The organism is Chromobacterium subtsugae (genome assembly GCF_035919665.1).
Taxonomy (GTDB): Bacteria; Pseudomonadota; Gammaproteobacteria; order Burkholderiales; family Chromobacteriaceae; genus Chromobacterium; species Chromobacterium subtsugae.
Map to the genome: position 1 here is coordinate 413,432 of NZ_CP142381.1, position 24,131 is coordinate 437,562.

Annotated in this window: 28 protein-coding genes; 10 read left to right on the plus strand and 18 right to left on the minus strand. The window is 65.6% G+C overall.

The features are described from left to right. Nucleotides 1–25: 25 nt before the first annotated feature. From U6115_RS02040 to U6115_RS02050, 3 genes are read right to left on the minus strand one after another with little or no spacing between them, the layout of a single operon-like run. A complete protein-coding gene (locus U6115_RS02040; protein ID WP_043580911.1) occupies nucleotides 26–1,429 on the minus strand; it encodes an efflux transporter outer membrane subunit in 1,404 nt (467 codons plus the stop codon). Continuing rightward, on the minus strand, nucleotides 1,422–4,562 hold the full coding sequence (locus U6115_RS02045) for an efflux RND transporter permease subunit (RefSeq protein ID WP_047250344.1): 3,141 nt from the start codon (nucleotides 4,560–4,562) through the stop codon (nucleotides 1,422–1,424). The genes U6115_RS02040 and U6115_RS02045 overlap by 8 nt, the downstream gene beginning before the upstream one ends. Nucleotides 4,563–4,582: 20 nt before the next feature. Continuing rightward, a complete protein-coding gene (locus tag U6115_RS02050) occupies nucleotides 4,583–5,764 on the minus strand; it encodes an efflux RND transporter periplasmic adaptor subunit (RefSeq protein WP_043580914.1) in 1,182 nt (393 codons plus the stop codon). A 219-nt stretch (nucleotides 5,765–5,983) separates the two neighbouring features. On the opposite strand from U6115_RS02050, the gene U6115_RS02055 reads away from it, so the two are divergent. The 5 genes from U6115_RS02055 (at nucleotide 5,984) to murA (ending at nucleotide 9,905) form a co-directional block, all read left to right on the plus strand. Next, a complete protein-coding gene (locus tag U6115_RS02055) occupies nucleotides 5,984–6,625 on the plus strand; it encodes a TetR family transcriptional regulator (RefSeq protein WP_043580916.1) in 642 nt (213 codons plus the stop codon). A 90-nt stretch (nucleotides 6,626–6,715) separates the two neighbouring features. Then, complete coding sequence (locus U6115_RS02060) at nucleotides 6,716–7,618, plus strand: ABC transporter ATP-binding protein (RefSeq protein ID WP_043580963.1); 903 nt, start codon at nucleotides 6,716–6,718, stop codon at nucleotides 7,616–7,618. Further along, a complete protein-coding gene (locus tag U6115_RS02065; RefSeq protein ID WP_043580917.1) occupies nucleotides 7,615–8,370 on the plus strand; it encodes an ABC transporter permease in 756 nt (251 codons plus the stop codon). Before U6115_RS02060 ends, U6115_RS02065 begins: the two co-directional genes overlap by 4 nt. A gap of 25 nt (nucleotides 8,371–8,395) precedes the next feature. Continuing rightward, entirely contained in the window at nucleotides 8,396–8,641 is a 246-nt protein-coding gene (locus U6115_RS02070; RefSeq protein WP_043580919.1) for a BolA family protein, read from the plus strand. A gap of 10 nt (nucleotides 8,642–8,651) precedes the next feature. After that, nucleotides 8,652–9,905, plus strand: a complete 1,254-nt coding sequence (gene murA, locus U6115_RS02075; RefSeq protein ID WP_043580920.1) for a UDP-N-acetylglucosamine 1-carboxyvinyltransferase — start codon at nucleotides 8,652–8,654, stop codon at nucleotides 9,903–9,905. A gap of 86 nt (nucleotides 9,906–9,991) precedes the next feature. Here the strand turns inward: murA and U6115_RS02080 are convergent, their stop codons facing one another. The 9 genes from U6115_RS02080 to dapC form a co-directional block, all read right to left on the minus strand. Beyond that, nucleotides 9,992–10,330 carry a zinc ribbon domain-containing protein YjdM gene (locus U6115_RS02080; protein ID WP_043580922.1) on the minus strand — a complete coding sequence of 113 codons (339 nt, stop codon included), beginning with the start codon at nucleotides 10,328–10,330 and terminating at the stop codon, nucleotides 9,992–9,994. Between the two features lie 181 nt (nucleotides 10,331–10,511). Further along, the gene (locus U6115_RS02085; RefSeq protein WP_043580924.1) at nucleotides 10,512–11,321 is read right to left on the minus strand and encodes an MlaA family lipoprotein; all 810 of its coding nucleotides are present in this window, start codon (nucleotides 11,319–11,321) and stop codon (nucleotides 10,512–10,514) included. Nucleotide 11,322: 1 nt separating this feature from the next. After that, entirely contained in the window at nucleotides 11,323–11,610 is a 288-nt protein-coding gene (locus U6115_RS02090; RefSeq protein ID WP_043580926.1) for an STAS domain-containing protein, read from the minus strand. Continuing rightward, nucleotides 11,610–12,242, minus strand: coding sequence for an MlaC/ttg2D family ABC transporter substrate-binding protein (locus U6115_RS02095; RefSeq protein WP_043580930.1), 633 nt, complete (start codon nucleotides 12,240–12,242; stop codon nucleotides 11,610–11,612). Before U6115_RS02095 ends, U6115_RS02090 begins: the two co-directional genes overlap by 1 nt. 93 nt (nucleotides 12,243–12,335) lie before the next feature. Further along, nucleotides 12,336–12,803 (minus strand): outer membrane lipid asymmetry maintenance protein MlaD, encoded by a 468-nt coding sequence (gene mlaD / locus U6115_RS02100; protein ID WP_043580932.1) that lies wholly within the window; start codon nucleotides 12,801–12,803, stop codon nucleotides 12,336–12,338. A 12-nt stretch (nucleotides 12,804–12,815) separates the two neighbouring features. Beyond that, a complete protein-coding gene (gene mlaE / locus U6115_RS02105; protein WP_043580934.1) occupies nucleotides 12,816–13,601 on the minus strand; it encodes a lipid asymmetry maintenance ABC transporter permease subunit MlaE in 786 nt (261 codons plus the stop codon). Then, on the minus strand, nucleotides 13,594–14,412 hold the full coding sequence (locus tag U6115_RS02110; protein ID WP_043580935.1) for an ABC transporter ATP-binding protein: 819 nt from the start codon (nucleotides 14,410–14,412) through the stop codon (nucleotides 13,594–13,596). The genes mlaE and U6115_RS02110 overlap by 8 nt, the downstream gene beginning before the upstream one ends. Before the next feature lie 327 nt (nucleotides 14,413–14,739). Further along, on the minus strand, nucleotides 14,740–15,561 hold the full coding sequence (gene dapD, locus U6115_RS02115; RefSeq protein ID WP_043580965.1) for a 2,3,4,5-tetrahydropyridine-2,6-dicarboxylate N-succinyltransferase: 822 nt from the start codon (nucleotides 15,559–15,561) through the stop codon (nucleotides 14,740–14,742). Between the two features lie 70 nt (nucleotides 15,562–15,631). Next, nucleotides 15,632–16,837: a succinyldiaminopimelate transaminase gene (dapC, locus tag U6115_RS02120; RefSeq protein ID WP_043580936.1), complete on the minus strand. Its 1,206-nt coding sequence runs from the start codon at nucleotides 16,835–16,837 to the stop codon at nucleotides 15,632–15,634. Nucleotides 16,838–16,890: 53 nt separating this feature from the next. Here dapC and U6115_RS02125 point away from each other — a divergent pair, with 53 nt between their 5' ends. Further along, nucleotides 16,891–17,814: a DMT family transporter gene (locus U6115_RS02125; RefSeq protein WP_047244496.1), complete on the plus strand. Its 924-nt coding sequence runs from the start codon at nucleotides 16,891–16,893 to the stop codon at nucleotides 17,812–17,814. A 19-nt stretch (nucleotides 17,815–17,833) separates the two neighbouring features. Further along, entirely contained in the window at nucleotides 17,834–18,328 is a 495-nt protein-coding gene (locus tag U6115_RS02130) for a GNAT family N-acetyltransferase (protein ID WP_043580937.1), read from the plus strand. A gap of 166 nt (nucleotides 18,329–18,494) precedes the next feature. Here U6115_RS02130 and U6115_RS02135 read toward each other — a convergent pair whose 3' ends face one another. From U6115_RS02135 to U6115_RS02155, 5 genes are all read right to left on the minus strand, one after another. Next, nucleotides 18,495–19,187: a hypothetical protein gene (locus U6115_RS02135; protein ID WP_047238931.1), complete on the minus strand. Its 693-nt coding sequence runs from the start codon at nucleotides 19,185–19,187 to the stop codon at nucleotides 18,495–18,497. 274 nt (nucleotides 19,188–19,461) lie between these two features. Further along, nucleotides 19,462–19,968 carry a hypothetical protein gene (locus tag U6115_RS02140; protein WP_043580941.1) on the minus strand — a complete coding sequence of 169 codons (507 nt, stop codon included), beginning with the start codon at nucleotides 19,966–19,968 and terminating at the stop codon, nucleotides 19,462–19,464. A 244-nt stretch (nucleotides 19,969–20,212) separates the two neighbouring features. Further along, nucleotides 20,213–20,677, minus strand: a complete 465-nt coding sequence (locus U6115_RS02145; RefSeq protein WP_043580943.1) for a hypothetical protein — start codon at nucleotides 20,675–20,677, stop codon at nucleotides 20,213–20,215. 10 nt (nucleotides 20,678–20,687) lie between these two features. Beyond that, a complete protein-coding gene (locus U6115_RS02150) occupies nucleotides 20,688–20,900 on the minus strand; it encodes a SlyX family protein (RefSeq protein ID WP_043580970.1) in 213 nt (70 codons plus the stop codon). 10 nt (nucleotides 20,901–20,910) lie between these two features. Then, nucleotides 20,911–22,224, minus strand: a complete 1,314-nt coding sequence (locus U6115_RS02155) for a Na+/H+ antiporter family protein (protein WP_043580946.1) — start codon at nucleotides 22,222–22,224, stop codon at nucleotides 20,911–20,913. Nucleotides 22,225–22,432: 208 nt separating this feature from the next. Between U6115_RS02155 and U6115_RS02160 the strand changes: the two genes are divergently transcribed. From U6115_RS02160 to U6115_RS02170, 3 genes are all read left to right on the plus strand, one after another. After that, nucleotides 22,433–22,729 (plus strand): DUF2325 domain-containing protein, encoded by a 297-nt coding sequence (locus U6115_RS02160; RefSeq protein WP_043580949.1) that lies wholly within the window; start codon nucleotides 22,433–22,435, stop codon nucleotides 22,727–22,729. Beyond that, nucleotides 22,726–22,860: a hypothetical protein gene (locus U6115_RS02165; protein WP_255361870.1), complete on the plus strand. Its 135-nt coding sequence runs from the start codon at nucleotides 22,726–22,728 to the stop codon at nucleotides 22,858–22,860. The genes U6115_RS02160 and U6115_RS02165 overlap by 4 nt, the downstream gene beginning before the upstream one ends. A 130-nt stretch (nucleotides 22,861–22,990) precedes the next feature. Then, a complete protein-coding gene (locus U6115_RS02170) occupies nucleotides 22,991–23,386 on the plus strand; it encodes an acyl-CoA thioesterase (RefSeq protein ID WP_043580951.1) in 396 nt (131 codons plus the stop codon). Nucleotides 23,387–23,392: 6 nt separating this feature from the next. Here the strand turns inward: U6115_RS02170 and U6115_RS02175 are convergent, their stop codons facing one another. Then, nucleotides 23,393–24,100, minus strand: coding sequence for an ArsR/SmtB family transcription factor (locus U6115_RS02175; RefSeq protein WP_043580954.1), 708 nt, complete (start codon nucleotides 24,098–24,100; stop codon nucleotides 23,393–23,395). Nucleotides 24,101–24,131 lie beyond the last annotated feature (31 nt).

The following is a 24,131-nucleotide window of genomic DNA, read 5'->3' on the forward strand; positions in this document are numbered from 1 at the left end:
CGGGCTTGGATGGCGCGGGCGAGGCTTATTGCCGTTTGGGCGCTTGCCAGCCGCCGCCCAGCGCCTTGTACACGCCTATCGTGGTATTGAGGCGGTCCAGCTTGGCGCTGACCAGGTTCAGCTCGGCTTGGAAGCTGTTGCGCTGCGCGTCCAGGACGTCCAGATAGCTGGAGTAGCCGTTGTCGTAGCGCAGGCCGGCCAGTTTCAGCGTGCGGTTGAGCGCGGCGAGCTGGGTGGTTTGCGCCTGCACGATGTCGCGCGCGGCGCTGTTGGCGGCCAGCGAGTCCAGCGCGTCCTTGAACGCCGACTGCACCGACTTCTGGTACTGCGCCAGCGCCTGCTTCTGCCCGGCGCTGGCGGCATCCACGCCATAGCCGGTGGCGCCGAAGTTGAAGATCGGCGCGGCCAGGTTGGCGGCGAAGCCCCAGGTGCGGGCCGGGCCGGTGAACAGGCCGTCCAGCGACAGGCTTTGCGAGCCCAACGCCCCGGTCAGGTTGATGCTGGGGAAGTAGGCGGCCTTGGCCACGCCGATGCGGGCGTTGGCGGCGATCAGCTGCTGCTCGCTGGAGGCGACGTCGGGGCGGCGCTCCAGCAGGCTGGCGGGCAGGTCGGCCGGCACGTCGGGCGGGCTGGCCAGGCTGTTGATGTCCTTGCCGCGCGTGAGATCGCCGCTGGCCAGCTGTTTGGGGCTGTGGCCCAGCAGCACGCCCAGCGCGGTTTCGGTCTGTTCCAGCGAGCGGGCGATCTGCGGCACCGAGGCGCGCGCCGCGGCGGCTTCCGCTTCGGCCTGGCGCTGGTCCAGCTCGGAAATCAGGCCGCCGTGAAAGCGCTTGGTCTGCAGTTTCAGCGATTCCTCGCGGCTTTGCAGCGTGCGTTTGGCGATGTCCAGCTGGGCGTCCAGCGCCCGCAGCTGGAAGTAGGTTTGCGCTACCTGGGCCGTCAGCGCCAGCTGGGCGGCGTCGCGGTCGTAGCGGCTGGCGATGTAGCCGGCGCGCGCCGCTTCGTTGCTGCGGCGCAGCTTGCCCCACAGGTCCAGTTCCCAGGCGGCGGTCAGGTTGGCCGCGCGCACGTCGTTGACCAGCGGGGTGCCGGGGCTGGTGGTGAGGGCCGAGGTGCGGCCGCTCTGGTAGCCGGCATTGGCGCCGAGCGAGGGCAGCAGCGCCGCGCGGGCGATGCCGGCCTGGGCGGCGGCCTGTTCGACGCGGGCGGCGGCGGCCTGCAGGTCGAGGTTGCTCTTCACGGCCTCCTCGATCAGCTGGTTCAGCGCCGGGTCGTCGAAACGCTGCCACCAGTCGGCGTCCAGCGCCGGCGCCTGGGCGCCGGCCTGGGCCGCGGGCAGCTCGACCTTGGGCCGGCTGTAGTCGGGACCGACCGCGCAGGCGGATACGGCCAGCGCGACGGCGACGGGAATCAGGGCGCGCTTAAGCATCTGAGTTCTCTCCTGCCTCAACCGCCGGTTGAGGTTTTTTCTTGCCGAACTTCATGATCAGGATGAAGAACAGCGGGATGAAGAAGGTGGCGATGAAGGTGGCGGCCAGCATGCCGCCGATCACGCCGGTGCCGATCGAGTGGCGGCTGGCGGAGCCGGCGCCGCTGGAAATGGCCAGCGGCACGCAACCCAGCACGAAGGCGAGCGAGGTCATCACGATGGGACGGAAGCGCAGCCGGGCCGCTTCCAGCGCCGCTTCCATCGCCTCCATGCCTTCTTCCATCTTCTGCACCGCGAACTCCACGATCAGGATGGCGTTCTTGGCCGACAGGCCGATCAGCGTCACCAGCGCCACCTGGAAGTACACGTCGTTGGCCAGGCCGCGCAGCCAGTTGGCCATCAGCGCGCCGAACACCGCGAACGGCACCGCCATCAGCACCGAGATCGGCAGGCTCCAGCGCTCGTATTGCGCCGCCAGGATCAGGAACACCATGATCATGCCGAAGCCGAACACCAGGGCGGACGAGCCGCTGGTGGACTTTTCCTGGAAGGCCGAGCCGGTCCAGGCCAGGCTATAGCCCGCGGGCAGCGTTTCCTTGGCGACTTCCTCCAGCGCGGTCAGCGCCTGGCCCGAGCTGTAGCCCGGCGCCGGGCCGCCCACCAGCTTGGCCGCCGGGAACACGTTGAAGCGTTCCAGCGTTTCCGGGCCGGTGGTTTGCTGGATGTTCACCAGCGCGGTCAGCGGGATCATCTGGCCGGTCTGCGAGCGCACGTAGACGTTGCGCAGGTCGTCCACCTTGGTGCGGAACGGCGCCTCCGACTGCAGCTGCACGCGGAAGGTGCGGCCGAACTTGTTGAAGTCGTTGACGTACAGCGCGCCGAAGGTGCTCTGCATGGTGTCGAACACGCTGTTGATCGGCACGCCCAGCGCCTTGGCCTTGTCGCGGTCCAGTTGGACGAAGACTTGCGGCACGCTGGCGGAGAAGGTGGTTTGCACGCCCTTCAGTTCCGGCCGTTTGGCGGCGGCGGCCACCATTTTCTTGGTGACTTCGCCCAGCGCGGTCGGGGTGCCGCCGGCGCGGTCCTGCACATAGGCTTCGAAGCCGCCGGTGTTGGACATGCCGGAGATCGGCGGCGGGTTGAAGGCCAGCACGATGCCGTCGCTGATGCCCATCATGCCCTTGCCGAACACGTCCTTGACCACGGCTTGCGCCGACAGCTGCGGATCTTTGCGTTGATCCCAGGGCTTGAGCACGATGAAGGACACGCCGGCGTTGGTCTTGTTGCCGCCAGACAGGATGTCGAAGCCGGCGAAAGTCATCCGGTCCTGCACCGCCGGGTTCTTGGCCATCATGGCGTCCAGCTTGTCCATGCTGGCGGCGGTGCGGGTCAGCGACGCGCCGTCAGGCAGGAAGGCCGCGGCCAGGATGTAGCCCTGGTCCTCGTCCGGCGCCAGGCTGGACGGGATGATGCGGAACAGGCCGGCGGAAGCGGCGATCAGGCCGCCGAACAGCAGCACCGCCAGCAGCGCGCGCTTGTTGATGAAGGCCACGCCGTTGGTGTAGCGGCTGGTCAGGCGGTCGAACCAATTGTTGAACCAGGTGAAGAAGCGGTTCGGGTGCTGGTGCTCGGCCTTCAGGATCAGCGCGCACAGCGCCGGAGTCAGCGTCAGCGCGACGATGCCGGAAATCACCACCGATACCGCGATGGTCATGGCGAACTGCTTGTACATCTGGCCGGCGATGCCGCCCAGGAAGGCCACCGGGATGAATACCGAGCACAGCACCAGCACGATGGCCACCAGCGCGCCGGACACTTCCTGCATCGCTTTCAGGCTGGCCTCGCGCGGCGACAAGCCTTCCTGCGTCATCAGGCGCTCGACGTTTTCCAGCACCACGATGGCGTCGTCCACCACGATGCCGATGGCCAGCACCAGGCCGAACAGCGTCAGCGTGTTGATGGTGAAGCCGAACGCGTACATGCCGGCGAAGGCGCCGACGATGGACACCGGCACCGCCAGGCAGGGAATCAGCGTGGCGCGCCAGTTCTGCAGGAACAGGAACACCACCAGGAATACCAGCACCATGGCTTCGGCCAGCGTCTTGTACACCTCTTCGATCGATACTTCGACGAACTTGGTGGTGTCGTACGGGATGCCGTAGGACAGGCCGGTCGGGAAGCTCTTGGACAGGCGCAGCATTTCGGTTTCCACCGCCTGCGCGGTGGCCAGCTGGTTGGCGCCCGGCGCCAGGAAGATGCCGATCGGGATGGTGGCCTTGCCGTTGTGCTTGCCGTGGAAGTCATAGGACAGCGCGCCCAGCTCGACGCGGGCCACATCCTTCAGCTTCACCGCGGAGCCGTCCGGATTGGCGCGCACGATGATGTTTTCGAACTCTTCCGGCTCGGACAGGCGGCCCTTGGTGGTCACCGTGTAGGTGAAGTCCAGCTTCTGCGGCGTCGGTTCGGCGCCCAGCTTGCCGGCGGCGAACTGCGAGTTCTGCTCGCGGATGGCGGCGGCCACGTCGCTGGGGGTCAGCTTCAGCTGCGCCAGCTTGTCCGGCTTCAGCCAAATCCGCATCGAGTAGTCCTGGCCGGCGAAGTTGACCACATCGCCCACGCCCTGCACCCGCTTCAGCTCGTCCACCACGTTGAGCAGCGCGTAGTTGCTGATGAACAGCGTGTCATGGCTGTTGTCGGGCGAGAACAGCGACACCACCTGCAAGATGGTGGCCGATTTCTTGCGGACGTTGACGCCCTGGCGGCGCACCTCCTCCGGCAGCTGCGACAGCACCGACTGCACGCGGTTGTTGACGTTGATGGTCGCCTGGTCGGGGTTGGTGCCGATCTTGAACGACACGGTCAGCGACAGCGTGCCGTTGCTGGCGCTGTTGGACTGCACGTAGAGCATGTCGTCCACGCCGTTGATCGCCTGTTCCAGCGGCGCGGCCACGGTGTTGGCGATCACTTCGGCGGAAGCGCCCGGATAGCTGGCGGTGACGTTCACCACCGGCGGCACGATTTCAGGGTACTGCTGGATGGGCAGCGCCTTGATGGCGGCCAGGCCCGCCAGCATGATCACGATCGAGATCACGCTGGCGAAGATGGGTCGCCGGATGAAGAAAGCGGAAAACATAAATCAGATTCCCCCTGCGATTACTGGGCCGCTGCCGCGGGCGCGCTGGCGTCCGCCTGGAACGGATGCGGTTTCACGTCGGCGCCCGGGCGCAGCTTGATGATGTTGTCGACTACCACCTGGTCGCCGGCCTTCAGGCCCTGCTCGACCAGCACGCTCAGGCCGACTTCCTGCGATACCGTGATCGGGCGCGGCTGCGCCTTGCCTTCCGGCCCCACCACCCACACCATCTTGCCTTGCTGGGTGGTCAGCACCGCCCGCTGCGGCACGGTGATGGCGGCGGTGCGCACCGCGCCGTTCAGCTGCACGCGGACGAACTGGCCGGGCAGGATGCCGCCTTGCGGATTGGCGAAGCTGGCGCGCGAACGGATGGTGCCGGTATTGGTGTCGACCAGGCTGTCGGTGAAGTTCAGGTGGCCGGTCTTGCCGTAGACGCTGCCGTCCGGCAGCTTCAGCTGCACTTCGAAGCCGCCGCCATTGGCCAGCTTCAGCTTGCCGGCGTGCTGCATCTTGCGCAGCGCCAGCATGTCGCCGTCGGACATGCTGAAGTTGACGTAGATCGGGTCCAGCTGCGAGATCTTGGTCAAGAGGCTGGCGTCGGCGCTGGTGGCCACCAGGCTGCCCTCGGAGCGGGCTTCCTGGCTGGTGATGCCGGAAATCGGTGCGGTGACGCGGGTGTAGCCCAGATTGATCTGCGCCTGCTCCAGTTGCGCCTGGGCGGAGGCCACTTGCGCCTTGGCGGCGTTGAAGGCGGCCACCGCGTCGTCGCGGTCTTTCTGGCTGACGGCGTTTTCCTTGAACAGCGGCATTACCCGGTCGTAGTCCTGCTTGGTGCGCAGCAATTGCGCCTGCTGCACCTGCAGATTGCCCTTGGCCTGGTCCAGCGCCGCCTTGAACGGCTCCGGATCGATCTGGAACAGCAGGTCGCCGGCCTTCACCGGTTTGCCTTCGGCGTAAGCGCGTTTTTGCAGGATGCCGCCGACGCGGGCGCGCACCTCGACTTCGCGCGAGCCGGCCGCCTGGCCGACGAATTCATACGATACCGGCACGTCGGCCGGTTCGACCTTGATCACGGCCACCGGCACCGGCGGCATGGCGCCGGCCTTGGCGTCGGGCTTTTGTCCGCAGGCGGCCAGGCTGGCTGCCAGCGCGCCCAACAGCAGGCCGCGCGCGGCGCGCGGGAGAGTTGCAGTTCCTTGCATGGTATCGAATCCTCGAAAGCAAAATCGGGAAGGTAATCAAATGGATAGGGCTTCAGGGGATGGTCAGTCTGGATTGTCATAACCTGAAGCTTCGGTATTTTACATACATACGCGTCTGTATGTAAAATGCTATAATGTCTCGGATATGTAAAAACGCAGCGGTTTGGGCAACAAAGAACCGTTAAAATTCATACTAGTACTAAGAGCGAAGAATGATGGATGGCACGGAAAACACGTGAAGAGGCCGAGCAGACCCGCCAGCTGCTGCTGGATGCCGCCGAGCGGCTGTTCAGCGAGCAGGGCGTGTCGCGCACCTCGCTGGCGGAAATCGCCACCGCGGCGGGTCTGACCCGCGGCGCGGTGTACTGGCATTTCCAGAACAAGCTGGACCTGTACCGCGCGATGCTGGACCGGGTTTCGCCGTCTTTCGACGATATGCGCGAGCAACTGTTGCGAACCGCCGACACCGATCCGGCGCGGGCGCTGTGGGAGCACAGCCACCGCCTGCTGGCGCTGATCGAGCATAATCCGCAGGTGCGGCGCATCCTGCTGATCCTGTTTTTGCGCAGCGAGCACGTCGGCGAGCTAGAGCCTATCCACGAGGAGTGCGTGGCGCACATGCACGAGGCGCGCGGCTTGCTGAGCCATGTGGTGCAGGTGGCCAAGGACAGGGGGCAGGCGTATGCCTGCGTCGAGCCGGAAGAGGCGGCGACGGTGGTGCAGGCGCTGCACGACGGCCTGATGCACAAGCTGGTGATAGAGCAGCCGGGGCCGGACGCCATGCTGGCGGCCAGCCGCTTGTTGCAATATTTGTACCGCGGCATCTTCACGCCTGAAATCATGGAACAACTTACCACCTGAGCGCGCGGCGGCGCTATAATTGCGCTTTTTTCTCAAGCCACTAGCGCAGCCGTCTTGGTCTGGCATCGCCTTGGTGGCGCCATGGTTTTCATGTCCCACGCAATCGAAATCGAGGCCGTCAGCAAACGCTACGGCCAGCTGCAGGCGCTGGATAAGGTGAGCTTCACCGTCGAGCCCGGCGAATTCTTCGCGCTGCTCGGCCCCAACGGCGCCGGCAAGACCACGCTGATCTCGGCGCTGGCCGGCTTGGCGCGCCCCGACAGCGGCCGCATCCGGGTGATGGGCCACGACGTGGTGCGCGATTTCAAGCAAGCGCGGCGCGCCCTGGGCGTGGTGCCGCAGGAGCTGGTGTTCGACCCCTTCCTGTCGGTGCGCGAAACGCTGCGCTTCCAATCGGGCTACTTCGGCCTGTCCCGCAACGACGCCTGGATCGACGAGCTGCTGTTCAAACTGGGCCTGGCCGACAAGGCCGACAGCAATATGCGCGCGCTGTCCGGCGGCATGAAGCGCCGCGTGATGGTGGCGCAGGCGCTGGTGCACCGTCCGCCGGTGATCGTGCTGGACGAACCCACCGCCGGCGTCGACGTCGAGCTGCGCCAGAGCCTGTGGGTGTTCGTGCAGGAGCTGAACCGCGCCGGCCACGCCATCGTGCTGACCACCCATTACCTGGAAGAAGCCGAAACGCTGTGCTCGCGCATCGCCATGCTGAAGAAGGGCAAGCTGCTGGCGCTGGAAAGCAAGGACAAGCTGCTGGCCCACAGCGCGCGCCGCGAAGTGGCGGTGAAGCTGTCCGGCGCGCTGCCCGACAGCCTGCTGCCGCGCAAGCTGCGCGACGAGGATGGCCGGGTGGTGCTGCAACTGGCCGAGCTGGCCGAACTGGAAACGGTGCTGGCCACCTTGCGCCAGGCCGGCGTCGACGTGCGCGAATTGAACGTGGTGGAGGCGGACCTGGAAAGCGTGTTCGTCAAGATGATGAACGGGAGCGCGGCATGATAGGTTTTCTCACCCTGTTCAAGAAGGAGCTGGTGCGTTTCTGGAAGGTATCGTTCCAGACCGTGGCCGCCCCGGTGCTGACCGCGCTGATGTACCAGCTGATCTTCGCCCACGTGCTGTCCAAGCACGTCGAGGCCTATCCCGGCGTCGGCTACACCGCTTTTCTGATTCCCGGCCTGGCGATGATGTCGATGGCGCAGAACGCCTTCGCCAACAGCTCCTCCAGCCTGATCCAGTCCAAGATCACCGGCAACATCGTGTTCCTGATGCTGCCGCCGCTGACCGCGCCGGAGTTCTTCCTTGCCTACCTGCTGGCCTCGGTGGTGCGCGGCCTGGCGGTGGGCGCCGGCGTGCTGCTGGTCACCGCCTGGTTCGGCCTGCCGTTGCCGGCCCAGCCGCTGTGGGCGGTGCTGTTCGCGGTGCTGGGCTGCGGCGTGCTGGGCACGCTGGGCGTGATCGCCGGCATCTGGGCGGAGAAATTCGACCAGCTGGCCGCCTTCCAGAATTTCCTGATCATGCCGCTGACTTTCCTGTCCGGCGTGTTCTATTCCATCAACAGCCTGCCGTCGTTCTGGTACGCCGTGTCGCACGCCAACCCGGTGTTCTACATGATAGACGGCTTCCGCTACGGCTTTTTCGGCCAGGCCGACGTCAGCCCTTGGCTGTCCGCCGGCGTGGTGGGCGGCAGCTTCGCCGCGCTGGTGTCTTTGGCCCTATGGCTGATCCACTCCGGCTACAAGCTGCGCCACTGAACATTATTCGCTCTGGATTCCCGCAATGACCGAACAGCAAGTCAAGCAATACATCGAGGCCGGCCTCGAATGCACTTACCTGAAAGTGGAGGGCGACGGCCACCACTTCTACGCCACCGTGGTTTCGGCCGCCTTCGAGGGCAAGCGCCTGATCGACCGCCACCGCATGGTGAAGGAAGTGATCGCCGCCCGCCTGGCCAGCAACGAAATCCACGCGCTCTCCATCGTCAAGGCGGCCACGCCGGACGAGTGGGCCAAACTGCAAGCTTGAAAGCCACACCATGGATAAACTGAAAATCATCGGCAACGGCCCGCTCAACGGCGAAATCCGCGTCTCCGGCGCCAAGAACGCCGCGCTGCCCATTCTGTGCGCCAGCCTGCTGACCGGCGACACCATGCGTTTCACCAACGTGCCGATGCTGCGCGACATCGCCACCACCCAGAAGCTGCTGCAGGGCATGGGCGTGCGGGTGATGACCGACAATGTCCACGAGATGGAGATCACCGCCGGCCAGCTGGACAGCCTGGTGGCGCCGTACGATCTGGTGAAGACCATGCGCGCGTCCATCCTGGTGCTGGGCCCGACGCTGGCGCGCTTCGGCGAAGCCACGGTCAGCTTGCCCGGCGGCTGCGCGATCGGCAGCCGTCCGGTCGACCAGCACATCAAGGGCCTGGTGGCGATGGGCGCCGAGGTGTCGATCGAGCACGGTTACGTGAAGGCGCGCGCCAAGCGCCTGCGCGGCGCCCGCGTGGTGATGGACATGGTCACCGTCGGCGGCACCGAGAACCTGCTGATGGCCGCCACCCTGGCCGAAGGCACCACCGTGCTGGAAAACGCCGCCCGCGAGCCGGAAGTGACCGACTTGGCCCACTGCCTGGTGGCGATGGGCGCCAAGATCTCCGGCATCGGCACCGACCGCCTGGTGATCGAGGGCGTCGAGCGCCTGCACGGCGCCGACTACTCGGTGATGCCGGACCGCATCGAGGCCGGCACCTTCCTGGTGGCAGGCGCGATGACCCGCGGCCACGTGGTGCTGAAGAACGCCGCGCCCAAGAGCATGGAAGCGGTGCTGGACAAGCTGCAGGAAACCGGCGCGCTGATCGAGTGCGGCGACGACTGGATCTCGCTGGACATGAAGCAGCGTCCGAAGGCCGTCAACTTCCGCACGCTGCCGTACCCGGCCTTCCCGACCGACATGCAGGCGCAGCTGATGACGCTGAACTGCGTGGCCGAAGGCGCCGGCGTGGTGACCGAGACTATCTTCGAGAACCGCTTCATGCACGTGCCGGAACTGAACCGCATGGGCGCCAACATCGAAGTGGAAGGCAACACCGCCATCGTCAAGGGCGTGGACAAGCTGTCCGGCGCCACCGTGATGGCCACCGACCTGCGCGCCTCCGCCAGCCTGGTGATCGCCGGCCTGGTGGCGGAAGGCGAAACCATCGTCGACCGGATCTACCACCTCGACCGCGGCTACGAGCATATCGAGAAGAAGCTGGGCGCCGTCGGCGCGCTGATCGAACGCATCAGCTGATCCGCCCCATTCGCGCAGACGAAAAAACGCCGCCTCCATCGGGAGCGCGGCGTTTTTCTTTGCCCGGAGCCGGGCGGGCGGCGGACTCAGGCTTTCTTGACGAATTCCGACTTCAGGCCCATCGCGCCGATGCCGTCGATCTTGCAGTCGATGTCGTGGTCGCCGTCCACCAGGCGGATGTTCTTGACCTTGGTGCCGACCTTGACCACCAGCGACGAGCCTTTGACCTTCAGATCCTTGATCACGGTGACGCTGTCGCCGTCCTGCAGCGTGTTGCCGACCGCGTCGCGCACCACGCGCTGTTCCTCGGCTGGCGCGGCGCTTTGCTCGTTCCATTCGTGCGCGCACTCGGGGCACACGAACATCGCGCCGTCCTGGTAGGTGTATTCCGATCCGCATTGCGGGCAGGCGGGCAATTGACTCATGGTGTTTCCTGACAAATTGAGAATGAAAACGGCCGCCAGGCTGCGCTTGGCGCCAGGGCGGCCGGGGTATTGTAACCCTACTCGCGCCATGGCCGCTTGCCCGCGCACGGATGCCGCGCGCCAGGCGGCAAAAAAAACGCGCCGCCCACAGGGCGACGCGCTGGTCCGGTCGACGGCGGCCTTACTGGGCGGCGGAGGCCGCGGCCGGCGCCGAACTCTCCACCGCATGCGCGGCCGGCGCGGAGCTGTCGCTCTTGCCGCCCGGTCCCGGCGAGTCCATCAGTTCGTCCAGGTTCAGGTTGTCGGCCGGCTGGGTCGGATCCGGCTGTCCCAGCTGCTTGGCGCGCAGCTGCATGTAGACGTCGCGGGTGTAGCTGTAGCGGTCCACCGCGGCGGTGTCCAGCAAGCCGTCCACGCCCAGATACTTGGCGCGGGTGCTGACGCCGTAGACGCCGTAGAAGGCGATGGCCTCCCGGCTGTTGTGGTAGACCAGCCGCTCCGGGCCGGGGCCGGCCAGCGACGCGCCCAGGCCGGCGCTGTCGCGCACGGTGGACGGGCCGAAGAAGGGCAGCACGAAGTAGTTGCTGCTCTTCCAGCCCCAGGTGGCCAGCGTGTCGCCCAGCGTGGTCTTGTTGTTCTTCAGGCCAGCCTGGTCGGCGATGTCGATCAGGCCGAACAAGCCGAAGCTGGAGTTGATCGCCACGCGCATGAAGTCGTTGGCGGCTTTTTCCGGCTCGGCGCGCAGCACGTTGAAGGCGAAGCTGTAGACATCCTTCAGGTTGTCGAAGAAGTTGCCGACGCCGGTGCGCACCGGCGAGGGCACCACTTTCTGGTAACCCTGGGCCAGCGGGCGCAGCACCCACTGGTCGGCGGTGTCGTTGACCTTGAACATCGTGCGGTTGTAAGGCTCGTACGGGTCGTACGGCGTGGCCGGCGCGCTGGCGCAGCCGGCCAGCAGCAGAATGGCGACTAGGGGCAGGATGCGGCGCATTTCACTCTCCGGCGGATAGCAGGGGGCCCAGATCGTACAGGCCGGCCAGGGTGGCCAGACCCGCCGGCATGCCGGCGAAGGTCAGCGCGTGGCCGGCGGCGGCGGCGGCGCGGCGCGCCTGCAGCAGCAGCGCCAGCGCCGACGAGTCGGCCGCCTCGATGCCGGACAGGTCCAGCCGCAGCGGACCGCGCGCCGCCAGCTCGGCCAGCGCGCGCGCCAGTCCGGCGCTGGCCGCCATGTCGATGCGCCCGCTGAGGCTGGCCTCGCCGGGGGCGGTGGTCTTCAGCATCAGGGTTTGCCCTTGCCGGCAGCGGCAGCGGCGGCCGGGGTGGCGTTCTTGTCCTGCAGCAGCTTGATCAGGCCGTTCACGCCGGTTTTCTGGATTTCTTCGTTGAAGCTGTTGCGGTAGACGGTGACCAGGCTGGCGCCTTCGACGCTGACGTTGTAGATCTTCCAGCCCTTGTCGCCCTTGTACATCACGTAATCCACCGACACTGGGTTGGCGTTGCCCGGCAGGGTGACGCTGGTCTTGACGGTGGTGTCGCGGCCGTTGGCGGACAGGGCCGGGTTGGCCTTCACGTCGACCTGGGCGGCCTTGAAGCGGGTCATGGTGGTGGAGTAAGTGCGCACCAGCAGGGTCTGGAACTGCTGGGTCAGCTGGGTGCGCTGCTCCGGGGTGGCCTGGCGCCAGCCCAGGCCGACCGCCAGCGCGGTCATGCGCGGGAAATCGAACAGCGGCACGGCGGCGGCTTCGGCCTGCTGGCGCACCTGCTTGGTGTTCTTGCCGTTGTCCTGCTTCAGGATGTCCAGCACCTGGCGCGAACCGTCCTTGATGATTTCAACCGGGGAGTCGGCGGCGGCGATGGCCTGGGTGGACGACAGGCCGACGATCAGACAGAACAGGGTAAACAGTTTTTTCATTTGCAAGATTCCATGTTTCACAGTTCATGCGGAGCAGAGCGGCGGCCAGCGCCGGCCGCGGATGCCCGCGTGGAGGGTTGCCCGCTTGCGACGCTATTTGCTTGCGTCTTTGCCGGAAAATCCGGTCATGAATTTACCGATCAACTGCTCCAGCACCATCGCCGACGAGGTGATGGTGATGGTGCCGCCGGCGGCCAGGGTGGTTTCCGAGCCGCCCTGCTGCAGGCCGATGTATTGCTCGCCCAACAGGCCGGAGGTCAGGATGGAGGCGCTGACGTCGTCGCTGAGCTGGTAGGTCTTGTCGATGTTCAGCGCGACGCGGGCGCGGTAGGTTTTCGGGTCCAGGCGGATGTCGGCCACGCGGCCCACCAGCACGCCCGCCTCCTTGACCGGCGCTTTTACCTTCAAGCCGCCGACGTTGTCGAAGTCGGCGTAGACGACGTAGGTTTGCGACGCGCTCTGCGGCGTCAGGTTGGCCACTTTCAGCGACAGGAAGGCGACGGCGGCGATGCCCAGAGCGACAAAGATGCCGACCCATAAATCAATGGTAGAGCGTTTCATTCGGTTTTTTTCCTAGAACATGAAGGCGGTCAGCACGAAATCCAGCGCCAGGATCACCAAGGCCGATGTGACCACGGTGCGGGTGGTGGCGGCCGACACGCCGGCGGCGGTCGGGGTGGCGTCGTAGCCTTCGAACACGGCGATCAGCGTGATGGCGACGCCGAAGCACAGGCTCTTGATCAGGCCGTTGATCACGTCGTAGTGCAGGTCGACATTGCCCTGCATCTGCGACCAGAAGGTGCCGGCGTCGAGGCCTATCATCACCACGCCCACCAGATAGCCGCCGAACACGCCGACGACGTTGAACAGCGCGGCCAGGATGGGCATGGAGATCACGCCGGCCCAGAAGCGCGGCGCGATCACCCGCGCCATCGGGTTGACCGCCATCACGCTCATCGCGTCCAGCTGCTCGGTGGTCTTCATCAGGCCGATTTCGGCGGTCATCGCGCTGCCGGCGCGGCTGGCGAACAACAGCGCGGCCAGCACCGGGCCCAGCTCGCGCAGCAGCGCCAGCGCCACCATCGCGCCCAGCGCGTCGGCGGAGCCGAACTTGGCCAGCGTGGTGTAGCCCTGCAGGCCCAGCACCATGCCGACGAACAGGCCGGAGACGACGATGATGATCAGCGACATCACGCCGGCGAAGTAGATCTCGCGTATGGTCAGCTGCAGCCTGAGCAGGCTCTGGCCGCTGTTGAGCAGGATGGCGGCCAGGAAGCGGGCGGCGAAGCCCAGCCGCCATACCGCGTTGATGGTGGCGTGGCCGAGCCGGCGCAGCGGCGAAGTCAGGAAATCAAGCATGCGCGCCCCCTTGCAGCCCCAGGTCGGCGGCCAGCGAGCTGGCCGCCGGATAGTTGTAATGCACCGGGCCGTCGGCCTCGCCGTTGATGAACTGCGTCACCCACGGCGAATCGGAGTTGCGGACTTCGTCCGGCGAGCCCTGGGCGATGATCTGGCCATTGGCGACGAACAGCACGTGGTCGACGATGGCCAGCGACTGGTGCACGTCGTGCGTCACCATCACCGCGGTAGTGCCGAGCGCGTCGTTGAGTTTCTTGATCAACAGCGCGATCACGCCGAGCGAGATCGGGTCCAGGCCGGTGAACGGCTCGTCGTACAGCATCAGCTGCGGGTCGAGCGCGATGGCGCGCGCCAGCGCCACCCGGCGCGCCATGCCGCCGGACAGTTCGGCCGGCATCAGCTTCTGGGTGCCGCGCAGGCCCACCGCCTCCAGTTTCATGGTGACGAGGTCGCGGATCATGCTTTCCGGCAGCTTGGTGTGCTCGCGCAGCGGGAAGGCGACGTTGTCGGCGACCGACAGGTCGGTGAACAGCGCGCCGAACTGGAACAGCATGCCCATGCGGCGGCGGTGCTGGTACAGCTCGGCTTGGCTCATCTTGGCGATGTCGCGGCCGTCTATCAGCACTTCGCCCGCTTGCGGGCGGATTTGGCCGGAAATCAGCCTGAGCAGGGTGGTCTTGCCGCTGCCGCTGCCGCCCATGATGGCCACCAGCTTGCCGCGCGGCACGCCCAAGGTGAGATCTTTCAGGATGGGCCGGTCGCCGTAGGCGAAGCTGACGTTCCTGAATTCGATGAAATGGTCTGAGGACACGAAAATTCCAAACTGCTTGCAAGAGGAGTCTTGTTGAGACCCCGGTGAGACGGCGAAATTCACGCGAGCTTCACCGCAGCGGCAGAGCGGAGCCGCGACACGGGTGAGGAGGGGCCGCCACTCTGCGGTGCCGGGCGGGCAGCTTGGGGGGTGGCGCGCCATCCAGTCTCGAATAGCTGGATTTTATAGCGTTGCGGGCGTGCCGCCAAATATCGCTATGTTACTGAGTGCAAATTTGCCGCAGCGCAATGCGTTTGTCTTGACTTGAGAGTCAAGTTATTTGCCTTAAAACCGCGCCGGACAAGCGCCGGCGCGGCCAGCCGCGGTTCAGACGCCGCGCAACAGTTCGTTGATGCTGGTCTTGCTGCGGGTTTGCGCGTCCACCTTTTTGACGATCACCGCGCAGTACAGGCTGTGGCTGCCATCCTTGGACGGCAGGTTGCCGGACACCACCACCGAGCCCGGCGGCACGCGGCCGTACATCACTTCGCCGGTTTCGCGGTCGTAGATCTTGGTGGATTGGCCGATGTAGACGCCCATCGAGATCACCGAGCCTTCGCCGACGATCACGCCTTCGACGATTTCCGAGCGCGCGCCGATGAAGCAGTTGTCTTCGATGATGGTCGGGTTGGCCTGCAGCGGCTCCAGCACGCCGCCGATGCCGACGCCGCCGGACAGGTGCACATTCTTGCCGATCTGGGCGCAGGAACCGACGGTGGCCCAGGTGTCCACCATCGCTCCTTCGTCGACGTAGGCGCCGATATTGACGTAGGACGGCATCAGCACGGTGTTCTTGGCGATGAAGCTGCCCTTGCGCGCCACCGCGCCCGGCACCACGCGGAAGCCGGCTTCCTGGAAGCGGGCCTGGTTCCAGTCGCAGAACTTGGTGTCCACCTTGTCGAAGTAGCGCGACACGCCGTCGTCTTGCACCGCGTTGTCGCGGATGCGGAACGACAGCAGCACGGCCTTCTTCACCCACTGGTTGACTACCCAGTCGGCGCCTTGCTTCTCGGCGACGCGCAGGCGGCCGCTGTCCAGCTCGGCGATCACTTGGTCTATCGCCGCCTTCAGTTCCGCCGACACGGTGGCGGGGGTGATTTCGGCGCGGTTCTCGAATGCCTGTTCGATCAGGCTTTGGATCGGATGCATCTGGTTCAGTCCTTTGGCAATGTGGATGGATGTCGTCATTATTTGATCTTGTCTGTCGGGTTGCGGTGTTTCACGCCGTCAGGGCGGCGGATTGCGTACGGCAGAATTCTACAATTCTTTGCGCGGCGGCCACGCATTCATCTTGGCCGGCTACCAAGGCGATGCGGATGTAGCCGCGGCCGGGGTTGGCGCCATGGGCGTCGCGGGCCAGGAAACTGCCAGGCAGCACCGTCACGTGTTGCTGCTGGAACAGCGCGCGGGCGAAGGCGGCGTCGTCGCCGCCCGGCACCTTGGCCCACAGGTAGAAGCCGGCCTCCGGCATTTCCACCTCCAGCACCGGCGAGAGCAGCGGCAGCACCGCGGCGAACTTGGCGGCGTAGGCGGCCCGGTTGGACTCGACGTGCGCTTCGTCGTTCCAGGCGGCCTGGCTGGCGGCCTGCACCGTCAGGCTCATCGCGCTGCCGTGATAGGTGCGGTAAAGCAGGAATTTTTCCAGGATGGCCGCGTCGCCGGCGACGAAGCCGGAGCGCATGCCGGGCACGTTGGAGCGCTTGGACAGGCTGGTCAGCATCACCAGCCGCTCCAAAGAGCGGCCGGACAGCCGCGCGGCGGACAGGCCGCCCAGCGGCGGCGCGTCGAAATAGATTTCGGAATAGCATTCGTCGCTGGCGATGACGAAGCCGTAACGGTCGGACAGCGCGAACAGCTTTTGCCAGTCGGCCAGACCCATCACCGCGCCGGTGGGATTGCCCGGGCTGCAGACGATGAGCAGCTGGGCACGGCGCCAGATTTCGTCCGGCACGCTGTCCCAGTCGGGCTGGAAGCGGTTTCGCGCCTCGCAGTTCAGGTAATGGGGCTCGGCCCCCGCCAGCAGTGCCGCGCCTTCGTAAATCTGGTAAAACGGATTGGGAGAGACCACTACCGGTTTCGCGCCGCCGTCGGCGTCTATCAGGCATTGCGTCAGCGAAAACAGCGCCTCGCGGCTGCCGTTGACCGGCAGCACCTGGCGCACCGGGTCCAGCGCGACGCCGTAGCGGCGCTCCGCCCAGTCGGCGCAGGCCTGGCGCAGCGCCGGCGAGCCCTGCGTGGCCGGGTAGCCGGACAGGCCGGACAGGTTGGCGCACAGCGCGTCCTTCACCAGCTGCGGCGCCGGGTGCTTGGGTTCGCCCATCGCCAGGCTGACGTGGGGCAGTTCGGCCGGCGGGCGGCAATCAGCCAGCAGCGCGGCCAGGCGCTGGAACGGATAAGGATGCAGTTGGGCCAGGCGTGGGTTCAACGCGGCGTCTCCATGAAATTCGGCACGGGCAATCAATCATCTTAAGAACAGCCATGACACCTGTAAAACAAAAATTTCTCGCCACCTCCGGCATCCTCACCACCGCGCTGGTGTGGGCGCTGATGTGGTATCCGTTTCGCAGCCTGAAGGCCAGCGGCGTCAGCGTGCCGATGGCTTCGCTGGCCACCTATCTGATCACCATCGCGGTCGGCGTCACGGTGTTTTTCAAGGTCTACCGCCGCGAGTTCCGGCTGGAGCCGCCGCTGCTGCTGCTGATGCTGGTGTTCGGCTGGTGCAATTTCAGCTACACCATGGCGGTGGCGGAAGGGCAGGTGATGCGGGTGCTGCTGCTGTTCTACCTGTCGCCGCTGTGGACCGCGCTGCTGTCGCGGTTGCTGCTGCATGAAAGGCTGACGCGCAGCGGCTGGATGGTGGTGGCGCTGTCGCTGCTCGGCTGTTTCGTGTTCATCTACCGGCCGGGGCTGCTGGCGGGCGAGCTGCCGCTGACCCACTCCTACGAGTGGCTGGCGCTGTCCGGCGGCCTAGCCTTCGCCTTCGGCAACGTGGTCAGCCGCAAGCTGCACACCATTCCGGTGGCGGTGAAGTCGGCCACCATCTGGTTCGGGGTGGCGCTGATCGGCGCGGTCAGCCTGCTGCGCAGCGGCGAATTGCACAGGATGCTGGAAATCCCGGCCGAGAGCTGGCTGATCCTGGCCATTCTGGGCGTGGTGCTGCTGTGCACCAGCGTGATCTCGCAACACGGGCTGTCCATCCTGCCGGCGACGCAGGCGATGACGCTGATGCTGATGGAGCTGGTGTTCGCCGCGGTGTCGGCCTACTTGCTGGCTGGCGAGGAGATGAGCATGCAGGAATGGCTGGGCGGCGCGCTGATCGCCGGCGCCAGCCTGTTGTCCGGCGACATGACGCATCCGGCGCCGCACCCTCACCACCATTCTCCGTCGCAGCCGGCGGCGTGACGGCCACCCGGGAGGCAAAATGCTGATCAGACGGATGACGCCGGCGGATTTCGCGGCGTTCTGGCCGATATTCCGCGACATCGTCGCGGCGCAAGAGACTTACGCTTTCGACCCGGCGATGGGAGAGGCGGCGGCGCGGGCGCTGTGGTGCGAGGCGCCGCTGGAAACCTGGCTGGCCGAAGAGGACGGCGCGGTTCTCGGCAGCTATTTTCTGAAAGCCAACGCCGCCGGGCCCGGCGGCCATGTCGGCAACTGCGGCTATATGGTGTCGCCGGCGGCGCGCGGCAAGGGCGTGGCGCGGGCGATGTGCGAGCACTCGCAGCGGCGCGCGCGCGAACGCGGTTTTCTGGCGCTGCAGTTCAACAGCGTGGTGGCCAGCAACGCGGCGGCGGTGGCGCTGTGGAGCAAGCTGGGCTTCGAGACGGTCGGCCGCTTGCCGCGCGCCTATCGCCACGCCGTTCATGGTTTGGTGGACTGCCTGGTGATGTACAAGTGGCTGGGCGAGGCGGAATAGCCTAGCCGGCCAGCTTGATAGGCCAGCATGCCGCGCGTGTGGGCCAGTGTCCAAGAAGATGGCGAGCGGCGTGCCGCGCTTGAAACAGAAAGGCCCGGGCATGCCGGGCCATATTGCGACGGATCAGCTCAGCCGCCGCAGCGGGTGATGGCTTCGCTGCCGACGTTTAGTGGTCTTCCCACCATTTCTGCGCGGCGGCGCGATCAAACGGCGGCAGGATGGCTTTGTGGATGGTTTGGTCGGCGAGGCCCGGGAAGCGTTTGCGGAACTTGGCTTCATCGGTTTCCCACGCGTCCTGGATCGCCACGTCGAATGTGCCGCCGGAGGCGCCGGTAGCGGCTTGGTCGATCAGCGGGATCGGCGGGCCGGCGCGGAATTCATTTCCCTGGCGTTCGCGGACGTCCGCCTGCACATGGCCAAGGTAATACAGGCCAGGCTCGTTGGCATTGAGTTCTTGATGCAGCGGGATAAAGAAATTGCCGATGACAATAAAGGCATTGGCCATCGCAGTCATGCCGCGAAGATTATATTTGCCTTTGTCCAGCTCGAAGCGAAGCAAATAGGAATGCCCGTCTTTTGCCGCGTCATTTTTATCTTTCGCCAGTTCATCCATCACGAAATTGATTCGGTCCGCCGAGGTGGCGCCGCCATTTTTTTCAAAATGGGTCACCAGCAGATCGGGTTGGAAGGATGGCTTGTACGCATTTTTGATGGTGGCCGTCATCAAATATACCGCTTTATCCTGGGATGGCTTGGCTGCGGGGTTTTCCGACATGGCCATCTTGGTCGGAGTCGCGCATCCTGTCAGCAATGCGGCTAAAAGAACAGCGGCGGGAACGGCTAATTTTTTCCACAGCATGGGTATTTCCTTGCGTCTCACGGAGCGAGAGTTGTTATTTTAAGAAGCGCGCGCCCAATGACTCATACAGTCAATTTATCTTAATGGGATTCATTGAAGAGGGAGTTAATTCAACATGTATGGACATGGTTCGGCATGCGGCGCGGCATTTTGCCAGTCCATGTTTGGAAATGCACAGATTAAATGAATTCATGTTTCAGGCATGAATTATTTCTTTGGAAATGCGAAAAGACTCGCCGCCCGCTATTGGAAACGGGCGGCGAGCGAGCGGCGGTTACAGCTGTTGCAGATACTGTTGCAGCGCCTTGATATTGGCATCGTAGGCGCTGGGCGCGCCCAGTTCGACGCCGCCGCTGCGCACGTAGTAGGCGAAGGCCACGCCGCGGGTGTCGAAGAACGGCAGGAAGTCGTCCGGCTGCAGTGTGGTGCCGTTCAGGCCGATCGCCCAGTTATTGGCCTTGTAGCGGTTCAGCTGTTCTATCACGCCGTGGACGGCGATGCCTTCCGAGCTGCGGATCAGGCCGACATAATGGTTCAGCGTGTCGGTATTGATCTGGTAGGCGGCCGGCTCGCCGACGCTGACGCCCTGGGCGCGCACGTAGTAGCTGAACGGCAGCTGGCGCTCGGTGAAGAAGGCCAGGAAGCTGTCCGGCGCCAGGTTGTCGCCGTTCAGGCCGATGGCCCAATTCTTGGACTGATACTCCTTCAATTGCTTGACCACGCCGTCGACGGCTTCGATTTCCTGTTTGGCCGGGACATTGACTGCGATGGGGTGTGCCATGTCGTGCTCCTGAGAAGAGTGGGAATCAACAGCAGGCTGCGCGGCGCGCGGCGAAGTTGGACGTCATGGTTTGCCCCTGGGTGGATTGGCGCGATGAAGCGCGGCGGTACAAGGCCAGAGTAGCTGGGGAGGGACGACGGCGATAGTGGGCGGAGGGACAGCGGCCAAACGGGAGTATTTGCGCTATAAATACTTTTAAAATCAATGGTTTGTTATCGGCATTTCGAATTAGCAATTGCGGTTTTCAGATGAGGCGCGCCGCCGGGTCCGCCAGCAGGCGCTCAATCTGCCGCGCCCGTTCTTCCCGCCCCATTTGCCGGTACATGTCCAGCCAGCCGCGCAGCGGACACCAGGGCAGGCCGCCGCGCCAGCGGATGGCGTCCTGCCGGAACGGATGATCATGAATGCCGTCGGTCGAGCGGATGCGCAGCCCGGCCATCAGGTCTATCTGCAGGCCGTCCGGGGTTTCGAAACGGGCGAAGCGCGCGGTGGCGAAGCGAGGATGGGGAGCCGGGGTGATGTCGCGCGCCCGCGCCGCCAGCGCGCGGTAGGCGGCGGGAAAGGCCGCCTCGCTGCAGACGAGGTCCAGGTCGCGCGGTTGCAGCGCGAGGCCGGCTTCCGCCAGCAGCGTGCTGCCGCCTATCGCCCAGCCGCAATCGCCCAGCGGCGGCCGGATGGCGCGGGCGAAGTCTTGCGGATGCTGGGCCATCGCCGGGCGCTCAGTAGTGCGGCGGAATCTCGTGGCCGCCGCCGGCGCCGTTGTCCGGCTGGCTGCTGCGCAGCTGCTGGTACAGCAGCCGCATCTGCTGTTGCAGCAATTCCATTTCCTTTTGCTGGCGCGCCACGGTGGCGTTCAGCGCGTCCAGCAGCTCGTCCTGGAACGCCAGCTTCACTTCCAGCTCGGCCAGGCGGGTGTCGATATCGGTATCCATGGCGCCCATTCTACAACACCATCGCCGCGATCCAGCCGGCCGCCATCAAGGGCAGGTTGAAGTGCAGGAAGGTGGGGATCACCGTGTCGCGGATGTGGTCGTGCTGGCCGTCCAGGTTCAGGCCGGAAGTCGGCCCCATGGTGGAGTCGGATGCCGGCGAGCCGGCGTCGCCCAAGGCGCCGGCGGTGCCGATGATGGACACGGTGGCCAGCGGCGAAAAGCCCAGGTGCGCGCACAGCGGCACGTAGATGGCGGTGAGGATGGGCACGGTGGAGAACGACGAGCCTATGCCCAGCGTCACCGTCATGCCGATGGCCAGCATCGCCAGCGCCGCCAGCGGGCGCTGGCCTTCGAACAGCGCGGCGCCGGCCTTGACCAGCGGGGCGATCTCGCCGGTGGCGCGCAGCACTTCGGCGAAGCCTTGCGAGGTGATCATGGTGAAGCCCACCATCGCCATCATCTTCATGCCTTCGTTGAACACGCCGTCGGCGTCCTTCCACTTGACCACCCCGGTGGCGAGGAACAGCAGGAAGCCGGCCAGCGCGCCCATGATCATCGAGCCGGTGTACAGCTGCACCGAGAACGCCGCGACGATGGCCGCCAGCGCGGTGGCCAGCGACTTGGGGCTGACGCGGGCGCGGGTGCGCTCGGCGTGTTCGATCTTGCCCAGCGAATACTGGCGCGGCTTGCGGTAGCTGACCAGCACCGCCGACAGCAGACCCGCCACCATGCCCAGCGCCGGAATCGCCATCGCGTGCATCACGTTGATGCCGCGGATGTCCATGCCGGCCTTGGCGGCATTGCCCAGCAGAATCTGTTTCAGATAGATGTCGCCGAAACCCACCGGAAACACCATATAGGGCGTCACCAGGCCGAAGGTGATCACGCAGGCCACCAGCCGGCGGTCCAGCTTCAAGCGCGCCATCACGTACAGCAGCGGCGGAATCAGCATCGGGATGAAGGCGATGTGTATCGGCACCAGATTCTGGCTGGCGACGCTGACGCAGCCCAACAGCAGGATCAGCGTCCATTTCAGCCGGCCGTGGCCGCTGCTGTGCTCCAGCCGCTTCACCGCCAGTTCGGCCATCGCGTGCGGCAGGCCGGATTTGGCGATGGCGACGGCGAAGGCGCCGAGCAGCGCGTAGGACAGCGCCACCGAGGCGCCGCCGGTGATGCCGTTGTTGAAGGCGGTCAGCGTGGCGGACAGCGACAGGCCGCCGGCGAGGCCGCCGATCAGGGCGCCCAGCAGCAGGCTGATGACGACGTGGGTGCGCAGCAGCGCCAGAGTGAGCATGGCGCCCACGGCAAGGACAACGGCATTCATTTGTATAGACAAATCAGTGGCTTATGCGCGACGGCGCGGGGCGGCGAGGGTAGCGGGTTTTGTCCGGGCTGTCGAGCGCGGCGGCATTAGACAGTCTTTATATATTAAAAAGAGATAGGATTAAAATTTCATATTACTAGAAGAAATTACAAGCGGGATTTACAGTCAGGACATCACCTGAATCCGTGCGACACGGCTAGGAGGAAAGATGGAGGCGCTACTGGTAGGCGCGGACAGCCTGGGCAATATCCCGGAAGTCCTGCAGCATTACAATATCCGCATCGCCCGCCACATCTGCGGGCGCAACGTCGCGCATCAGCGCAAGGCGGCGCTGCCGGGCAAGCCGGACGTGCTGATCCTGCTGACCGACTTCCTCGGCCACAACGTGATGCGGCATTACCGCGACAGCGCCGCCGCGCTGGGGATTCCGGTGTTGGCCTGCCGCCGCTCCGCCACCGCGGTGGAACAGCGGCTGCGCCGCCATGGCTGGAGCCGCAGCGCATGATCTTTTCCGGCAATGAAAACTGGCTGGCCTGGCAGCTGAAGCAAACCGCCCAGCAGGCTTTGCCGCGGGTGGAGTGGCTGAAGATAAACCGCCCGGCGCCCGCCAAGCCGCCCATTCCTCCCGCGCGCTGAACCGCCGCCTCCGGCACGGCTGGCCTTGCCGCCGCCGTTCTGCCAAACTGCCCGCCGTTCCCCGCCCCGCTTCCGCCGCCGCGCGGCCGCCGGGCGGGGGCTTTCCATTTCATCAGCAAGGAAGCGTCAGATGTCGGTTTTTTCCGTTGAATTCAAGGTGCGCGACTACGAATGCGACATGCAGGGCATCGTCAACAACGGCGTGTATTTCAATTACCTGGAACATGCCCGCCATGAGTTTCTGCTGGCCAAGGGCATAGACTTCGCCCAGCTGGCGCGCGACAAGGTCAATCTGGTGGTGGTGCGTTCGGAAATGGATTACAAGGCTTCGCTGACCAGCGGCGACCAATTCATCGTCACCGTGGCGTTCGAGGCTGTTTCCAAAGTGCGTTTCGGTTTTCGCCAGCAAGTGATCCGCCAGGCCGACGGCAAGGTGGCGCTGGATGGCTTGGTGATCGGTACCGCCATCAACGAGCGCGGCCGCCCGGCCATCCCGGAAGGCTTCGCCGAGCGGCTGACCGCCTGAGGCGGACTATTCCGCCAGCGTTTCCGGCCGGATGCCCCATTGCTCGCGCAAGAAGGCGAGCCCGGCCGGCGTGATTCTCAGCGCGCGGCTATCCTGCCGCCGCTCCACCCAGCTGCGCGCCAGAAACTCCCGGCATAGCGCCGCGCCATAGGCGCCGGCCAGGTGCGGCCGCCGCTCGCTCCAGTCCAGGCAGGCGCGCGCCTGCGGCCGGCGGCCGCTCGCCGGCTCGGCCACGCCCAACGCCTCGGCGAACCAGCCGCGCCCCGCCGCGGTGACTTCGAACTGCCTCTCCCCGTTCAGCGCCAGCCAGCCGCTCGCCTGCATGCCGTCGGCGACGGCGATGCCCAGTTTGCCGGCCAAGTGGTCGTAGCAGGTGCGCGCCAGCCTGAGCGTCGGCGCCACCCGGCTGGCCGCCGGCTTGGCCAGATCGTGGCCATGCGCCGCCGCGCTGAGCGCCTCCAACGCCTGGGCGATGGCGGCATTGGCCAGCAGATAGTAGCGATGGCGGCCGTGCCGCTCCACTTTCACCGCGCCGCCTTGCAGCAACTTGGCCAGGTGGTTGCTGGCGGCCTGGGCGCTGAGGCCGGCGTGCTGAGCCAGTTCGCTGGCCGGATAGCTCCTGCCGTCCAGCAGCAACAGCAGCATGCGGGCGCGGCCGGGGTCGGCCAGCAGGCTGGCCAGACGGCTGATGTCCGGGAGATGGGCGGCGATCATGGTTCACTCCAGCGTGAAACATCATGGGGAA

Excerpts from the sequence above, each read along its gene's own strand:
- U6115_RS02040 (WP_043580911.1), bottom strand. The coding sequence starts at position 1,429 with ATGCTTAAGCGCGCCCTGATTCCCGTCGCCGTCGCGCTGGCCGTATCC.
- U6115_RS02045 (WP_047250344.1), bottom strand. The coding sequence starts at position 4,562 with ATGTTTTCCGCTTTCTTCATCCGGCGACCCATCTTCGCCAGCGTGATC.
- U6115_RS02050 (WP_043580914.1), bottom strand. The coding sequence starts at position 5,764 with ATGCAAGGAACTGCAACTCTCCCGCGCGCCGCGCGCGGCCTGCTGTTG.
- U6115_RS02055 (WP_043580916.1), top strand. The coding sequence starts at position 5,984 with ATGGCACGGAAAACACGTGAAGAGGCCGAGCAGACCCGCCAGCTGCTG.
- U6115_RS02060 (WP_043580963.1), top strand. The coding sequence starts at position 6,716 with ATGTCCCACGCAATCGAAATCGAGGCCGTCAGCAAACGCTACGGCCAG.
- U6115_RS02065 (WP_043580917.1), top strand. The coding sequence starts at position 7,615 with ATGATAGGTTTTCTCACCCTGTTCAAGAAGGAGCTGGTGCGTTTCTGG.
- U6115_RS02070 (WP_043580919.1), top strand. The coding sequence starts at position 8,396 with ATGACCGAACAGCAAGTCAAGCAATACATCGAGGCCGGCCTCGAATGC.
- murA (WP_043580920.1), top strand. The coding sequence starts at position 8,652 with ATGGATAAACTGAAAATCATCGGCAACGGCCCGCTCAACGGCGAAATC.
- U6115_RS02080 (WP_043580922.1), bottom strand. The coding sequence starts at position 10,330 with ATGAGTCAATTGCCCGCCTGCCCGCAATGCGGATCGGAATACACCTAC.
- U6115_RS02085 (WP_043580924.1), bottom strand. The coding sequence starts at position 11,321 with ATGCGCCGCATCCTGCCCCTAGTCGCCATTCTGCTGCTGGCCGGCTGC.
- U6115_RS02090 (WP_043580926.1), bottom strand. The coding sequence starts at position 11,610 with ATGCTGAAGACCACCGCCCCCGGCGAGGCCAGCCTCAGCGGGCGCATC.
- U6115_RS02095 (WP_043580930.1), bottom strand. The coding sequence starts at position 12,242 with ATGAAAAAACTGTTTACCCTGTTCTGTCTGATCGTCGGCCTGTCGTCC.
- mlaD (WP_043580932.1), bottom strand. The coding sequence starts at position 12,803 with ATGAAACGCTCTACCATTGATTTATGGGTCGGCATCTTTGTCGCTCTG.
- mlaE (WP_043580934.1), bottom strand. The coding sequence starts at position 13,601 with ATGCTTGATTTCCTGACTTCGCCGCTGCGCCGGCTCGGCCACGCCACC.
- dapD (WP_043580965.1), bottom strand. The coding sequence starts at position 15,561 with ATGCATCCGATCCAAAGCCTGATCGAACAGGCATTCGAGAACCGCGCC.
- U6115_RS02125 (WP_047244496.1), top strand. The coding sequence starts at position 16,891 with ATGACACCTGTAAAACAAAAATTTCTCGCCACCTCCGGCATCCTCACC.
- U6115_RS02130 (WP_043580937.1), top strand. The coding sequence starts at position 17,834 with ATGCTGATCAGACGGATGACGCCGGCGGATTTCGCGGCGTTCTGGCCG.
- U6115_RS02135 (WP_047238931.1), bottom strand. The coding sequence starts at position 19,187 with ATGCTGTGGAAAAAATTAGCCGTTCCCGCCGCTGTTCTTTTAGCCGCA.
- U6115_RS02140 (WP_043580941.1), bottom strand. The coding sequence starts at position 19,968 with ATGGCACACCCCATCGCAGTCAATGTCCCGGCCAAACAGGAAATCGAA.
- U6115_RS02145 (WP_043580943.1), bottom strand. The coding sequence starts at position 20,677 with ATGGCCCAGCATCCGCAAGACTTCGCCCGCGCCATCCGGCCGCCGCTG.
- U6115_RS02150 (WP_043580970.1), bottom strand. The coding sequence starts at position 20,900 with ATGGATACCGATATCGACACCCGCCTGGCCGAGCTGGAAGTGAAGCTG.
- U6115_RS02155 (WP_043580946.1), bottom strand. The coding sequence starts at position 22,224 with ATGAATGCCGTTGTCCTTGCCGTGGGCGCCATGCTCACTCTGGCGCTG.
- U6115_RS02160 (WP_043580949.1), top strand. The coding sequence starts at position 22,433 with ATGGAGGCGCTACTGGTAGGCGCGGACAGCCTGGGCAATATCCCGGAA.
- U6115_RS02165 (WP_255361870.1), top strand. The coding sequence starts at position 22,726 with ATGATCTTTTCCGGCAATGAAAACTGGCTGGCCTGGCAGCTGAAGCAA.
- U6115_RS02170 (WP_043580951.1), top strand. The coding sequence starts at position 22,991 with ATGTCGGTTTTTTCCGTTGAATTCAAGGTGCGCGACTACGAATGCGAC.
- U6115_RS02175 (WP_043580954.1), bottom strand. The coding sequence starts at position 24,100 with ATGATCGCCGCCCATCTCCCGGACATCAGCCGTCTGGCCAGCCTGCTG.